Origin of the sequence: Streptomyces specialis, assembly GCF_001493375.1 — a bacterium.
In the GTDB taxonomy this organism is placed as follows: Bacteria; Actinomycetota; Actinomycetes; order Streptomycetales; family Streptomycetaceae; genus Streptomyces; species Streptomyces specialis.
Genome location: NZ_LN929757.1, coordinates 58,318 through 73,181 on the forward strand (window position 1 = coordinate 58,318; position 14,864 = coordinate 73,181).

Sequence of the window (14,864 nt, forward strand, 5' to 3'; positions counted from 1 at the left end):
GCTCACCGTCGTCATGCCGACCTACAACGAGGCCGCGTGCCTGCCCGGCACCGCCGCCGCCCTCCTCGCCCTGCCCCTGCCCGGCCTGCGGCTGCTGATCGTGGACGACGACAGCCCCGACGGCACCGGCCGCCTCGCCGACGAGTTGGCCGCCGCCGACCCGAGGGTGAGCGTCCTGCACCGCACGGCCAAGGAGGGCCTCGGCCGCGCCTACGCGGCCGGTATCGGCGCGGCGCTGCGGGACGGCCCGGACTACGTGGCGCAGATGGACGCGGACGGCAGCCACCGCGTCGAGCACCTGCCGGAACTGCTCGGCGCGGCCCTCGCCACGGGCGCCGGGCTGGTCGTCGGCAGCCGCTACGTGCCCGGCGGGCAGCTCGCCGCCGACTGGGGCGCGCGCCGCCGGCTGCTGTCCGCGTGCGCGAACCTCTACGCCACGAGCGTGCTGGGCGTGCCGATCCGGGACCTCACGGCCGGCTACACCCTGTGGTCCGCCGACGCCCTGGAGGATCTGGCGCTCGACGGGCTGCGGTCCGCCGGCTACAGCTTCCAGGTGGAGACGAAGTTCCTCGCCGTCCGGGCGGGCCACAAGGTCGTGGAGGTCCCCATCCGGTTCGAGGACCGCGCGCACGGCACGTCCAAGATGGATTTCGCGACCCAGCGCGAGTCCGCGCTGCTGCCGCCGCGCCTGCGCTGGGACCACCGGGGCCGCCGCCGGGCGGCGCGCCCCCAGGTCGCCCTGGCGTCCCGCGCGGACATCTGACCTCCCTTCGGCGAATCTCCACACCGTGCGCACGGAGGACCGGCACAGAGCCGCGATCCGGGACATATCCGGTATGCGGCCTGTGCCGGTGTAACGGGAGGTTCGGGAGGTGACGCAGGGGATATTTCGCGCGCTCCTCACTACGTCTCATGAAGAGATTGTCATCGTCCGACGAAGAGAGTCGCCCGTCGCCCGTTCACTCTTTCGAAGTTCGCGCAAAGGGTCTGTCAACGGGATTGGCGTCCCACTAGTTGCCGTGCTTACATCGTCCGCACCGCGCGGTAGTGGTCGGATCGTCTTACTAAGTCGCGACCTTGTCCACGATTTTCTGTGATCTTCCGTGATCGCCCGTGAAAGCTTGAAATGAAGGGAATGTGCGTCATGCGCAACGACATCGAGACCCGTGAGATCGCCGACTCCGAGCTGGACGCCGTCGCCGGCGGTGTGGTCAGCGTCTCCGGCGGTCTCGCCGGCGCCCTGGTCGCCGACGTCTCCGGTGCGGCCAACTCGCTCCACACCGCCCAGGCCGTTCAGGGCCTCGCCGCGCAGGGCCTCGGCCAGGTCTCCGGCCTGACCGGCGTGCAGGTCGACACCGGCGCTGTCACCGGCCCCCTCGGTCTCTGATCACCCCGCGCCCGTGAACCCCGGAGCCCCTCGTTCCGGGGTTCATGGCTGCCGAAAGTTGGTCGCGCGATGCAGTTCCGCCGCAAAGCGCTCTCGAAGCTCCAGTCGCCCGAGGAACTGGACCTGCCCGTCCGTCTCGCCCGCCCGCAGGGCCGGCTCGTGCTGGCGGTGACGGTCCTGGTCCTGGCCGCCGCCGCCTGCTGGGGCGTCACCGGCTCGGTCTCCTCGCGGCTCGCCGCCCCCGGCGTCCTCACCCACGCCGAGGGCGGCTACCTCCTCCAGAGCCCGGTGGCCGGACAGGTCACCGAGGTCCTCGCCGAGGAGGGCGACCTGCTCTCCCCGGGCGCGCCCCTGCTGACGGTCCGCACGGACGACGGCGACGAGCCCGTCCGCGCGGTCGCCGGTGGCCGGCTGACCACCGTCCTCGCCGGCACCGGCTCGGTCGTCACCACCGGCGCCGACGTCGCCACCCTGGAACGTGTCAGCGGCCCCGACGACCCGCTGATCGCCGTGCTGTACGTGCCGGGCGACAGCGCCGCGAGCGTCCCCGTGGGCGCGGACGTCGAGCTGACCGTCCCGTCCGTGGACCGGGACGCGTCCGGCGTGCTGCGCGGACGCGTCGAGGCCGTCGGCCGCACGCCGCAGAACGAACGGCAGATCGCCGGGTTCCTCGGCGACGCCGCGCTGGCCGCCGGGTTCACCCGCGACGGCGACGCCGTTCCCGTCGTCGTCGAGCTGGAACGCTCCACCGCCACCGCGTCCGGCTACGCCTGGTCGGACGGCGAAGGCCCCCCGTACGCCCTGGAGTCCCCGGCCCCCGTCACCGGCTCCGTCCACCTCGCCGCGCAGCGCCCCGTCGACTGGCTGCTGCCGTGACCACGACCACCGCTGCCCCTTATACACACCTGACGCTGCCGACGCAGAGGCGTGTGAAATCACGAGTGGCACACCGAACCCTAGCAGACCAGGACACACACAGCCAATCACCCATATCCTTTGCTTGGCACCCGCCCGGCCGGTGCGGACGCCCACCGTTCTCCAGATGGAGGCCGTCGAGTGCGGCGCCGCCGCCCTGGCGATGGTGCTGGCCCACTACGGCCGCTTCGTCCCCCTGGAGGAGCTGCGCATCGCCTGCGGCGTCTCCCGCGACGGCTCCCGCGCCAGCAACCTGCTGAAGGCCGCCCGCGGTTACGGCCTCACCGCCAAGGGCATGCAGATGGACCTCGCCGCCCTGGCCGGGCAGCGCCCGCCCGCCGTGCTGTTCTGGGAGTTCAACCACTACGTCGTCTACGACGGCATGGCCCGCCGCCCCGGCCGGCGCGGCGCGTGGATCAACGACCCCGGCAAGGGCCGCCGGTTCGTCCCGCTCGACGAGTTCGACACCAGCTTCACCGGCGTCGTCCTCACCTTCGAACCCGGCGAGGACTTCCGCCGCGGCGGACGCCGGCCCGGCGTGCTGCGGCACATGCCCGCCCGCCTGCGCGGCATGTCCGGCACGATGCTCGCCGCCGTCGTCTCCAGCCTCCTGCTGGTCCTCGTCGGCGCGTCCGTGCCCGCGCTCAGCCGCACCTACATCGACACGTTCCTGATCGGCGGCCAGACCTCCGCGCTCGGCGTCCTGTTCGCCGCCATGGGCACCGCCCTGGTCCTGACCGCCGCCCTGACCGCCGTCCAGCAGGCCAACCTGCTGCGCGGGCGCGTCATCTCCTCCACCCTCGGCGGCGCCCGCTTCCTGCGTCACCTGCTGCGCCTGCCCGTCACGTTCTTCGCGCAGCGCAACCCGGCCGACCTCGTCCAGCGCCTCCAGTCCAACGACACCGTCGCCGAGACCCTCGCCCGCGACCTCGCCGCCGCCGGGGTCGACGCCGTGGTGGTGCTGCTGTACGCCGTGCTGCTGTGGAGCTACGACCCGCAGCTCACCGTCGTCGGCGTGCTGATCGCGCTGCTCAACGTCGTCGCCCTGCGGATCGTGCTGCGCCTGCGGGCCACCGGCACCCAGAAGCTGCGCGCCGACAGCGCCCGCCTGGTCAACACCGCCTACAGCGGCCTGACGCTCATCGAGACCATGAAGGCCACCGGCGGCGAGAACGGGTTCTTCCGCCGCTGGGCCGGACAGCACGCCGCCACCCTCGACACCCAGCAGCGGCTCGGCGTGCCCAGCGCCTGGCTGGCCGTCACCGCCCCCACCCTCGCCGCGCTCAACAGCGCCCTGATCCTCCTCATCGGCGGCACCCGCGCCGTCGAGGGCCACCTCACCGTCGGCCTGCTGGTCGCGTTCCAGGCGCTCGTCACCAGCTTCACCGCGCCGATCACCCGCCTCAACGGCGTCGCCGGGCGCATCCAGGACTTCGCGGCCGACGTCGCCCGCCTCAAGGACGTCGAGAACTTCCCCGCCGACCCCCGCTACACCCGGCGCGGGCCGGCCGACGGGGGCGGCACCCGCCGCCTGACCGGCCACGTCGAACTGACCGGCGTCACCTTCGGCCACAGCCGCCTGGACCCGCCGCTGCTGGAGGACTTCTCGCTCACCGTCGGCCCCGGCCGCCAGGTCGCGCTCGTCGGCGGCTCCGGCAGCGGCAAGTCCACCGTCTCCCGGCTGGTGGCCGGTCTGCACACGCCGTGGGCCGGGGAGATCCGCATCGACGGCACCCCGCTCGCGGACATCCCGCGCGGCGCCCTGGCCGCCTCCGTCGCCTTCGTCGACCAGGACGTCTTCCTCTTCGAGGGCACCGTCCGGGACAACGTCACCCTCTGGGACCCGTCCATCCCCGACGAGGAGGTCGTGGCCGCCCTGAAGGACGCCGCCGTCCACGACGTCGTCGCCCGCCGCCCCGGCGGCATCCGCGCGCGCGTCGAGCAGGACGGCCGCAACTTCTCCGGCGGCCAGCGCCAGCGCCTGGAGATCGCCCGCGCCCTGGTCCGCCGCCCCACCGTGATGATCCTCGACGAGGTGACCAGCGCCCTGGACGCGGCCACCGAGCAGATCATCATCGACAACCTGCGGCGGCGCGGCTGCGCCTGCGTCGTCATCGCCCACCGGCTCAGCACCGTCCGCGACAGCGACGAGATCCTCGTCCTGGACCGGGGCACCGTCGTCGAACGCGGGCGCCACGAGCACCTGATCGCCGCCCAGGGCGCCTACGCCCGGCTGCTGCGGGAGCACTGAGGTGACGGCCCCGCCCCCCGCGCCGCCGCCCCCGGCGCCCGACCCGGTCGTCGCCGCCCTCGGCGCCCTCGGGGTGCCCGTCGACTGCGCGGGCCTGCGCAGCCTGCCCCTCGAAGGGCCGCACGTGCTGTGGCTGGTCGTGGACGGCGCCCTCGACCTGTTCGCCGTGGACGCCGCGCGGACCGGGCCCTGGCACTTCCTCGGCCGGCTGACCGCCGGCACCCTGCTCCTCGGCCCGGTCGAGGGCCCCCGGCACACCCTGATCGCCCGCCCCCTCCAGGGCTGCGCGCTGCGCCGCGTCGAGATCTACGAGCTGTACCCGCCGCCCGGCCCCGCCGATGCGTGGCTGAGCCCGCTGGAGGACGCCTTCGCGCGGGGCGTCGGCCGGGGCCTGCGGGTGCTGTCCCAGGTGTCCCCCGACAGCCCGGCACCCGACAGCCCGGCGCCCGGTGGCGGGGGCGACGACGACATCCTGTGGATGCCGATCGGCCCCGGCAGCGTGGCCTACGGCGCCGGGTACGACCCGCACACGCCCGGCACCCTGCTGGTCCACGCGGCGCTGTGGCACGCCATGGTGGACCAGCAGCACCGGCTGCTGTCCGCCGTGGACCGCTGGATCGACCGGCTCGAACGCGCCCCCGAGGACCGCGCCGCCGCCGGCGTCCGGGCCGGGGAGGCCGCCCGCACCGAGGCCGACGCGGCGCTCGTCGCCTCCATCGGCGGCCCGGGGCGGTCCGGCCGCGCGGCCCGGCCGCGCGCCGGGGACGCCGATGCCACCCACGCCACGTACGCCGTCTGCCGCCTGGTCGCCGACGACGCGCGGATCACCCTGGCCGCGCCCGGGGCGGTGGCCGCCGCCCCCGGCCATGAGGACCCGGTCGAACGCGTCGCGCTCGCCTCCCGCATCCGCACCCGCCCGGTCCGGCTCACCGGCCGCTGGTGGCGGGAGGACAGCGGCCCCCTGGTGGGCCGCCGCGCGGCGGACGAGGCCCCCGTCGCCCTGCTGTGGCGGCGCGGCGGCTACGTCGCCGTGGACCCGGCGAAGGGCACCCGCGAGCGCGTCGGACCGGCCGACGAGGCCGCGTTCGAACCCCGTGCCGTCATGCTCTACCGCCCGCTGCCCGACCGGCCGCTGGGCCCCCTCGCGCTGCTCCGGTTCAGCCTGCGCGGCACCCGCGCCGAGCTGCCCGGCATCCTGCTGGGCGGGCTGGTCGCGGTCGCGCTGGGCGCGCTGGTGCCCATCGCCACCGGAACGGTCCTCGGCCAGTACGTGCCCAACGGCGAGACCGGCCTCATCGCGCAGGCATCGTGCGCGGTGATCGCCACGGCCGTCGTCGCCGCCGCGTTCATGCTGCTCCAGAACCTCTCCATCCTGCGCATGGAGGGCCGCGTCGAGGCCACCCTCCAGCCCGCCGTGTGGGACCGGCTGCTGCGGCTGCCCGTCACCTTCTTCGCCGGGCGCTCCACGGGCGAGCTGGCGAGCGCCGCCATGGGCATCAGCGCGATCCGCCGCGTCCTGTCCGGCATCGGCCCGGTCTGCCTCCAGGCCACCACCGTCGGCGCCGTCAACCTCGTGCTGCTGCTCGTCCACAGCGTGCCGCTCGCCCTGGCCGCGCTCGCCATGCTGGCGGTCGTCGGCGCCGTCTTCCTCACCCTGGGGCTGTGGCAGCTCCGGTACCAGCGGCAGTTGATCGAGCTGGGCAACAAGCTCAACAACCGGGCGTTCCAGACCCTGCGCGGCCTGCCCAAGCTGCGGGTCGCCGCCGCCGAGAGCTTCGCCTACGCCGCCTGGGCCAAGGAGTTCGCCCGCACCCGGGAGCTCCAGCAGCGCGCCGGCCGGATCCAGAACGCGATCACCGTCCTCAACGCCGTCTACCTGCCGCTGTGCACGCTGGTGATGTTCATGCTGCTGGCCGGGCCGGCGCGCGGCACGATGTCCGCCGCCGCGTTCCTCACGTTCAGCACCGCCGTGACGATGGCGCTGGCGTCCGTCACCCAGCTCACCGGCGCGCTGCTGTCGGCCGCCGCCGTGCTGCCGATGTTCGAGCAGGTCAGGCCGATCCTGGAGGCGACGCCCGAGGTGCGGGCCGAGGGCGTCGCGCCGGGGGAGCTGAGCGGCGACATCGAGGTGCGGGAGCTGTCCTACCGGTACGGCGACGACGGCCCGCTGGTCCTGGACGGCGTCGGTTTCCGCGTGCGGCCGGGGGAGTTCGTCGCGATCGTCGGCCCCAGCGGCTGCGGCAAGTCCACGCTGCTGCGGCTGCTCATCGGCTTCGACCGGCCGCTGACGGGCACCGTCCTGTACGACGGGCAGGACCTGGCGGCCCTCGACCAGGCGGCCGTGCGCCGCCAGTGCGGCGTGGTCCTCCAGAACGCCCAGCCCCTCACCGGCTCCCTCCTGGACTGCATCCGCGGCACCGGGACGTTCACCCTGGAGGAGGCGTGGGAGGCCGCCGCGATGGCGGGCCTGGCCGACGACATCAAGGCCATGCCGATGGGCATGCACACGATCCTCTCGGACGGCGGCGGCTCCGTCTCCGGCGGCCAGCGCCAGCGCCTGATGATCGCCCAGGCCCTCATCCGCAAGCCCCGCGTCCTGTTCTTCGACGAGGCGACCAGCGCGCTGGACAACGAGACGCAGCGCGTCGTCATCGACTCCACCCGTGCCCTGCGCGCCACCCGGATCGTGATCGCCCACCGGCTGTCCACGGTCATGGACGCCGACCGGGTGATCGCCATGGCGGACGGCCGGATCGTCCAGCAGGGCACCCCCGCGGAACTGCTCGCCGACACCGGCGGCCTCTTCCACGAACTGGTCCGCCGCCAGATCCGCTGACCCCGCCCCGGGCCGCCCGGTCCGGGCTGGTCACCGGCCGCCTGCGCGCCTGGCGGCACCGCGGCGAGTTCACCGACGCGGAGACCGCCACCTTCGCCGCCGCCGGCACGCCCGGCGCCGCGCGGGCCGCGGCCCGCTTCCACCGGGGTGCCGTGCTGCGGGAACTGCCCGCGTTCCCGCGTGCCCACCGGAGACGGCACCTGACGCCCGGACCTGGTCGTGGAGCGTGTCGCGGCCTTCCTGCGGCCGGCACCTAGTCCGGCGTCACGCCCGTGACGTATCCGGGTTCGGTCGCCGGCGCCCCGGCGGGGGCGGTGGTGACCGGGGCCGGGGCGAGCGCGCGGGCGGCGTTGAACCAGCCGACGAGCAGGAAGACCGCCCATCCGGCGCCGACGTACAGCGAGACCCGGGTGTCGCTGTCCAGCGCCATCAGCACGAACACGAACGCCAGGCAGGCCAGCGCGACCCAGCTCGACGCCGCGCCGCCCGGGGCCGGGAAGGGCGAGGCGGGCAGGCGGCGGGCGACCACGGCGGCGCGGTAGCGCACGTGGCTGAGGAGGATCATGGTCCAGGTCCAGAGGCCGCAGGCGGTGGCCACGGAGGTGACGTAGCCGAACGCCTTCTCCGGGACGAGATAGTTCAGCACCACGCCGATACCCATCAGCGCCACGGACACGGTCACGGCGGTGGCGGGCGCCTGCCGGGCGTTGAGCCGGCGGAACAGGCCGGGCGCCTCGCGGTTGGAGGCGAGGTCCCTGAGCATGCGGCCGGTGGAGTACATCCCGGAGTTGCAGGACGACAGGGCAGCGGTGAGCACCACGAAGTTGACGATGGCGGCGCCGAAGGGCAGGCCGATCTTGGTGAACGCCGCCACGAAGGGGCTGGTCCCCGCGTCGAACTCGGTCCACTTGACCACGGTGAGGATGACCGTCAGCGAGCCCACGTAGAACAGGGCGATGCGCCAGGGCAGCGTGTTGATCGCCTTCGGCAGGGTCTCGCGGGGGTTCTCGCTCTCGCCCGCCGTGATGCCGACCAGTTCGACGGCCACATAGGCGAACATCACGCCCTGGAGCGTCATCAGGCTGGAGCCGATCCCGGTCGGGAAGAAGCCGTCGTGCGCCCAGAGGTTCGACACGGCCGCGTCGTCACCGGCCTGCGAGACGCCGAGGGTGAGGACGCCGACCCCGATGACGATCATGCCGATGATCGCGGTGACCTTGATCATCGAGAACCAGAACTCGATCTCGCCGAAGAGCTTGACGGAGACGAGGTTCACCCCGAAGAGCGCGATCAGGAAGACCAGCGCGCTCACCCACTGCGGGATGTCGGGGAACCAGTAGGTGATGTAGATCGCCGCCGCCGTCAGCTCGGCCATGCCGGTGACCACCCACAGCAGCCAGTACGTCCACCCCGTGGCGTAGCCGAAGAACGGGCCGAGGAACTCCCGGGCGTACTCCGCGAAGCTGCCGGAGACGGGCCGGTAGAGCAGCAGCTCGCCCAGGGCGCGCATGATGAGGAAGATCACCGCACCCGCGAGGGCGTACATCAGGACCAGGCTGGGACCGGCCTCGACGATGTTCGCCCCGGCGCCCATGAACAGCCCGACCCCGATCGCGCCGCCGATGGCGATCATCTGCACCTGGCGGCTGCCGAGCCCGCGGTGGTAGCCCTCTCCGGAGCCTTCCGTGCCCTCCGCGACGCCCCGCGGTTCTTTGCGTGTGGTCATGCTTCGCGTCTTTCCTTGGCGGGCGCTCCTCATGCGACAAGCTGCTCAGAGGATAGCGTGACATATCGGGGTGAAACGAGCCGGACCGGTCAGCCGACATGGACGCGCGGACGGCGCGCGCGGTCCGGTTCCGCGCGCCGGAGGACTTCGCGCGTCACGGGTGCGACCTCCCCGTCGCCGAAGACGAGGAAGCGCAGGAGGTGCCCCAGCGGGTGCCCCTCGGTCCAGTTGAAGTAGGCGTGCGGCACCTGGCCGGTGTGGTCGCGCAGCCTGAGCAGGACGGCCGCGATGGTGTTCGCCACCACGGCGCCGCCGTCCACCCGCAGGACGCGCACGCCGTGGTGCTCCTCGCCCCGCACGGTGACGTCGGCGGTGAAGTCGGAGGAGTCGTCCACCGTCACCTCCAGGAAGAGGACCGGGCCGCCGTCGGGGATGTGCGTCTCCTCCCGCTGGCTGTACTCCTTCTCCCGGTACTCCGAGGCGTCCCGCTCGTTCGGCTCGTTGGCGATGATCCGCAGCGCCCCGAGGGCCGCCGCCTCGTCGATCATGCGCACCGCCGCCGCGTCCAGGGTCAGTCGCCCCGACCGCAGCTCGAACGCGCGATGGACGCGGGAGACGAACGACGTCAGCAGGATGCCCAGGATGAACAGGGACGCGATGCGCGGCCCGTCCGGGCGCTCCACCACGTTCACGGCCAGCGTGTAGCCGAAGACGGCGGTGATGACGCCGAAGCCGGTCGCCGCCCACCGGTGCCTCCGGTCCCGCGCCGCGATCGCCGCGGCGAAGGACGCCGACACCATCAGCACCAGCACCCCCGTCGCGTAGGCGCCGCCCTGCGCGTCCACGTCCGCCTCGAACAGCCACGTGATGGTGAACGCGATCGCCATGAACACCAGCACCAGCGGACGCACCGCCCTGGTCCACTCCGGCGCCATGCCGTAGCGCGGCAGGTAGCGCGGCACCAGGTTCAGCAGCCCGGCCAGCGCGGAGGCGCCCGCGAACCAGAGGATGGCGATGGTCGAGACGTCGTACACCGTGCCGAACGCCTCGCCCAGATAGTCGTGCGCGAGGAACGCCAGCGCCCGGCCGTTCGCCTCGCCGCCCTTCTCGAACTCGTCCTCCGGTATCAGCAGCGTGGTGGCGAGACTGGAGACCAGCAGGAAGCCGCTCATGATCACCGCGGCCGTGGTCAGCAGCTTCCGGGTGTCGCGGATACGGCCCGCCGGGCGGGCCGGGGTGTCGGTCGCGTCGCCGCGCACCTGGGGCATGACCGCCACCCCCGTCTCGAACCCCGACATGCCCAGCGCCAGACGCGGGAAGACCAGCAGCGCCACCCCCACCATCACCAGCGGCGAGGAGTGCTCGGCACGTGCCGCGGCCCACCAGTTCTCCACCACCACCGGCTCGGTCGCCACGTGCCAGGCGGCCGTGCCCAGCACCACCAGGTTCAGCGCCAGATAGGCCGTCACCAGCACCACGGCCACGCCGATCGCCTCGCGGAACCCCTTGAGGAACACCGCGCCCAGACCGGCCAGCAGCACCAGCGTGATCCACACGTTGCCGTCGTGCGTCCAGCCCGGGGCCAGCGGGTTCTCCACGGCGTGCGCCGACGCGTCGGCGGCCGACAGCGTGATGGTGATCATGAAGTCGGTGGCGGCGAACCCCAGCAGCACCAGCACGAACAGCTTCCCCGCCCACCAGGGAAGCAGCCGTTCCAGCATCGCGATCGAACCCTCGCCGTGCGGGCTCTCCCCGGCGACCCGCCGGTACACCGGCAGCGCCCCCAGCAGCGTCAGCGCCACCAGCACCAGCGTGGCCAGCGGCGACAGCAGCCCGGCCGCCAGCGCGGCGATACCGGGCTGGTAGCCGAGCGTGGAGAAGTAGTCCACGCCCGTCAGGCACATCACCCGCCACCAGCGGTGGCCCCGGTGCTCGGCGGGCGGCGCGCCGTGCGGCCCGGGATGACGGGCCGCCTGCTCGCTCAACCCCTCCAGCAGCCAGGCGCGCGCCCGCCGGGACTTCACCTCGGTGCCGGTCATAACCCCCGCGCTCTTCCGTCCCACGTCCGAACCGTGAACAACGAGGAGCGAGTATCCACGACGCCCCCGGCACACCGTGCGGCGGGGCCATGACCGGACACCGCGCCCGGCATACGCGAAGCTGAACGCCATGACAGACCCACGGGTGTACATCGTCACCGGCGGCGGCACGGGCATCGGCGCCGCCACCACCCGGCTGCTGCGCGCGGCCGGGCACCATGTCGTCGTCTCCGGGCGGCGCCCCGAACCGCTGCGGCGCGTCGCCGAGGAGACCGGCGCCCTCGCCCACCCGGCGGACACCACCGACCCCGCCGCCGTCACCGGCCTCGTCGAGGCCGCCGTCACCGCGCACGGGCGGCTGGACGGCCTGGTGCTCAACGCGGGCATCGCGCGCCGGGGCGCCGCGGGCGACCTGTCCGACGAGGACTGGGACGCCGTCCTGCGCACCAACGTCACCGGCCCGTTCCTCCTGCTGCGCGCCGCGCTCCCGCACCTGCTCCCGGCGCGCGGCGCGGTCGTCGCCGTCGCCTCCGTCTCGGCGCTGCGCAACGGCTTCGGCAACGCCGCCTACGCCACCTCCAAGGCCGCGCTGCTCCACCTCTGCCGCTCCGTCGCCGTGGACTACGGGCCGCGCGGGGTGCGCGCCAACACCGTCTGCCCGAGCTGGGTCCGCACCGACATGGCCGACGGCCGCATGGCGCGGTTCGCCGAGGAGTCCGGCGGTGCCGGCGGTGTCGAGGGCGCCTACGAGGAGGTGACCCGCCTGATCCCGGCCCGGCGCCCCGGCCTGCCGGAGGAGGTCGCGCAGGCCGTGTCCTGGCTCCTCTCCCCGGAGGCGTCGTTCGTCAACGGCGCCACCCTCACCGTGGACGGCGGCGTGACGGCGATCGACGCCGGCCACGTCCCGTTCGCCTTCCGCGCCGAACCCCGCGACGGGTAGGACGCGGGCCGGCCGGGTGCTCAGCCCCGGGGCGCGTACATGATCACGGCCATGCCGACCAGGCAGACCGCCGCCCCGATCAGGTCCCACCGGTCGGGCCGGTAGCCGTCCGCGACGGCGCCCCAGGCGAGCGACGCGGCGACGAAGATCCCGCCGTACGCGGCCAGCACGCGGCCGAAGTGGTCGTCGTGCTGGAACGTCGCGACGACCCCGTACAGCCCCAGGGCCAGCACCCCGGCACCGGCCCACACCCAGCCCCGGTGCTCGCGGAGGCCCTGCCACACCAGCCAGGCGCCGCCGATCTCGAACAGGGCGGCGACGGCGAACAGGACGACGGAACGCGCGACGGTCATGCCCCGCACGGTACGGCCCCGCTCGGCCACGGCTCACAGCGGATTCACAGGTGGCTCTCAGGCGGCGCTCAGAGTCCCGGGCCAGCGTGGCCGCATGACCGGAACACGGCCCCGGGCCGCGGCGGGCGGCGGACTACGGCGGGCCGACGGGAGCCCGCTGCGGGTGCTCGTCGTCGACGACGAGGCGTCACTCGCCGACCTGCTGACCATGGCGCTGCGGTACGAGGGCTGGGACGTCCGCGCGGCCGGGGACGGAGCCGCCGCCGTGCGGGCGGCCCGGGAGTTCCGGCCGGACGCCGTCGTCCTGGACATCCTGCTGCCGGACTTCGACGGCCTGGAGGTGATGCACCGGATCAGGACGGACACCGCCGGGCTGCCCGTGCTGTTCCTGACCGCGAAGGACGCCGTTGAGGACCGGATCGCCGGACTCACGGCCGGCGGCGACGACTACGTGACCAAGCCGTTCAGCCTGGAGGAGGTCGTCGCCCGGCTGCGCGGCCTGCTGCGCAGGTCCGGCGCCGCCTGGGCACCGCCCGAATCGCTGCTGGTGGTGGGCGATCTGACGCTGGACGAGGACAGCCACGAGGTGCACCGCGCGGGGACGGCGATCCGGCTGACGGCGACCGAGTTCGAACTGCTGCGCTTCCTGATGCGCAACCCCCGGCGGGTCCTCAGCAAGGCGCAGATCCTGGACCGCGTCTGGTCCTACGACTTCGGCGGCCAGGCCAACGTGGTGGAGCTGTACATCTCCTACCTCCGCCGCAAGATCGACGCCGGGCGCGAACCGATGATCCACACCCTGCGCGGCGCGGGCTACGTCCTCAAACCGGCGCCCGCGCGGGCGCCGTGAGGTGGTGGCGCGGGCGCCCGCTGCGCGCCCGCCTGGTGGCCTCCTCGATCGCCGTGCTCGCGGCCGTCCTGACCGTCATCGCCGTGGTGAGCACGGTGACCATCCGGGCGTTCCTGATGGACCAGCTGGACCAGCGCGTGTACGACGCGGGACAGCAGGCCGACGCCACGCTCGTCTTCTTCGGCCCGGGCGGTGACATGACCCCCGAGCTGTCCGGCCTGGACTTCCTGCGGGCCCCGGGCGTCGATCCGCGCGCCGTCGGGGCCCGCGTCCCGGACGACGGCCTCGTCACCGCCGGGGTGCTCGACGGCGGCCTCCCGCCGACGCTCGGACCGCTCACCCCGGAGCAGACCGCCGCCGTCCTCGGCACCCCGGGGGACGGCGAGCCGCACACCCGGACGCTCCCCGGCCTCGGCGACTACCGGCTGATCGCCGTCACCTCCGACCGGGAGGACGTCACGATCGTGACCGGCGTGCCCATGACCGCCCTCCAGGACGCCGTGAGCCAGGTCGTCGTCGTGGAGGTGGTCGTCGCCGCCGCCGGGCTCGTCCTCGCCGGACTCGCGCTCGCCGGCGTCGTCAAGCTGTCGCTGCGCCCCCTGCGCCGCGTCGCCGGCACCGCCCTGCGGGTCTCCGGACAGAACCTGCACGAGGGCGAGGTCGGCCTGCTGGAACGGGTCCCCGCCGCCGACACCGATCCGCGCACCGAGGTCGGCCAGGTCGGCGCCTCGCTGAACCGGCTGCTCGACCACGTCGCCGCCGCGCTCGCCGCCCGGCACGCCAGCGAGACACGGGTGCGCCGGTTCGTCGCCGACGCCGGCCACGAACTGCGCACCCCCCTCGCCTCCATCCGGGGCTACGCCGAGCTGACACGGCGCGGCCCCCTCGGCGCGCCCCCCGGCGGCGGCCGGCAGACGCTCCCGCCGGACGCCGCGTACGCGCTGGGGCGCGTCGAGTCCGAGGCCGCCCGGATGACGTCGCTGGTGGAGGACCTGCTGCTGCTGGCCCGGCTCGACGCGGGCCGCCCGCTGGAACGCGCCGCGGTGGACCTGTCCCCGCTGGTCATCGACGCGGTCAGCGACGCCCGCGCCGCCGGTCCCGGCCACCACTGGCGGCTGGACCTCCCCGACCACCCGGTGGACGTCGTCGCCGACCCGGCCCGGCTGCGGCAGGCGCTGGCCAACCTCCTCGCCAACGCCCGCACCCACCCCCCGCCCGGCACGGTGGTGACCGCCACGGTCCACCGGGAGACCGCCGCCCCCGGCGCGGCGGGCCTGGCCGCGCTGCGGATCACCGACGACGGCCCCGGCATCCCGCCGGACGTGCTGCCCCACGTCTTCGAACGGTTCGTCCGGGGCGACACCTCCCGCTCGCGGGCGGCCGGCAGCACCGGCCTCGGCCTGGCCATCGTCGCGGCGGTCGTCGGCGCGCACGGCGGCACCGTCGAGGCGGCGAGCGTGCCCGGACGCACCACGTTCACCGTCCGCTGGCCCGCGTGCGGGGAACCCGCGCCGGCCGGCGGTTCACAGCGGGCGCACAGCGACGGCACATCCGTCTGACAGGCCCG

The 14,864-nt window shown here is 74.1% G+C and carries 11 protein-coding genes; 8 read left to right on the top strand and 3 right to left on the bottom strand.

What is annotated here, in order from left to right:
- Window positions 1-13 precede the first annotated feature (13 nt).
- The 5 genes from BN2279_RS01505 (at window position 14) to BN2279_RS01525 (ending at window position 7,389) form a co-directional block, all read left to right on the top strand.
- Complete coding sequence (locus tag BN2279_RS01505; RefSeq protein WP_059005994.1) at window positions 14-763, top strand: polyprenol monophosphomannose synthase; 750 nt, start codon at window positions 14-16, stop codon at window positions 761-763.
- A gap of 381 nt (window positions 764-1,144) precedes the next feature.
- Window positions 1,145-1,387, top strand: coding sequence for a hypothetical protein (locus BN2279_RS01510; RefSeq protein ID WP_059005995.1), 243 nt, complete (start codon window positions 1,145-1,147; stop codon window positions 1,385-1,387).
- A 69-nt stretch (window positions 1,388-1,456) separates the two neighbouring features.
- Entirely contained in the window at window positions 1,457-2,263 is an 807-nt protein-coding gene (locus BN2279_RS01515) for an HlyD family efflux transporter periplasmic adaptor subunit (RefSeq protein ID WP_059005866.1), read from the top strand.
- 106 nt (window positions 2,264-2,369) lie between these two features.
- The gene (locus BN2279_RS01520) at window positions 2,370-4,553 is read left to right on the top strand and encodes an NHLP family bacteriocin export ABC transporter peptidase/permease/ATPase subunit (protein ID WP_407702181.1); all 2,184 of its coding nucleotides are present in this window, start codon (window positions 2,370-2,372) and stop codon (window positions 4,551-4,553) included.
- A gap of 1 nt (window position 4,554) precedes the next feature.
- A complete protein-coding gene (locus tag BN2279_RS01525; protein ID WP_059005867.1) occupies window positions 4,555-7,389 on the top strand; it encodes an NHLP bacteriocin export ABC transporter permease/ATPase subunit in 2,835 nt (944 codons plus the stop codon).
- Window positions 7,390-7,642: 253 nt separating this feature from the next.
- Here the strand turns inward: BN2279_RS01525 and BN2279_RS01530 are convergent, their stop codons facing one another.
- Window positions 7,643-9,115: an amino acid permease gene (locus BN2279_RS01530; protein WP_079031730.1), complete on the bottom strand. Its 1,473-nt coding sequence runs from the start codon at window positions 9,113-9,115 to the stop codon at window positions 7,643-7,645.
- Window positions 9,116-9,204: 89 nt separating this feature from the next.
- Entirely contained in the window at window positions 9,205-11,154 is a 1,950-nt protein-coding gene (locus BN2279_RS01535) for an APC family permease (RefSeq protein ID WP_059005868.1), read from the bottom strand.
- 130 nt (window positions 11,155-11,284) lie between these two features.
- Here BN2279_RS01535 and BN2279_RS01540 point away from each other — a divergent pair, with 130 nt between their 5' ends.
- Complete coding sequence (locus BN2279_RS01540) at window positions 11,285-12,094, top strand: SDR family NAD(P)-dependent oxidoreductase (RefSeq protein ID WP_059005869.1); 810 nt, start codon at window positions 11,285-11,287, stop codon at window positions 12,092-12,094.
- Between the two features lie 20 nt (window positions 12,095-12,114).
- On the opposite strand, the gene BN2279_RS01545 is transcribed toward BN2279_RS01540, so the two are convergent.
- The gene (locus tag BN2279_RS01545) at window positions 12,115-12,447 is read right to left on the bottom strand and encodes a YnfA family protein (RefSeq protein WP_059005997.1); all 333 of its coding nucleotides are present in this window, start codon (window positions 12,445-12,447) and stop codon (window positions 12,115-12,117) included.
- 94 nt (window positions 12,448-12,541) lie between these two features.
- Between BN2279_RS01545 and BN2279_RS01550 the strand changes: the two genes are divergently transcribed.
- A complete protein-coding gene (locus BN2279_RS01550; RefSeq protein WP_059005870.1) occupies window positions 12,542-13,297 on the top strand; it encodes a response regulator transcription factor in 756 nt (251 codons plus the stop codon).
- On the top strand, window positions 13,294-14,856 hold the full coding sequence (locus BN2279_RS01555; RefSeq protein WP_079031731.1) for a sensor histidine kinase: 1,563 nt from the start codon (window positions 13,294-13,296) through the stop codon (window positions 14,854-14,856). The genes BN2279_RS01550 and BN2279_RS01555 overlap by 4 nt, the downstream gene beginning before the upstream one ends.
- Window positions 14,857-14,864 lie beyond the last annotated feature (8 nt).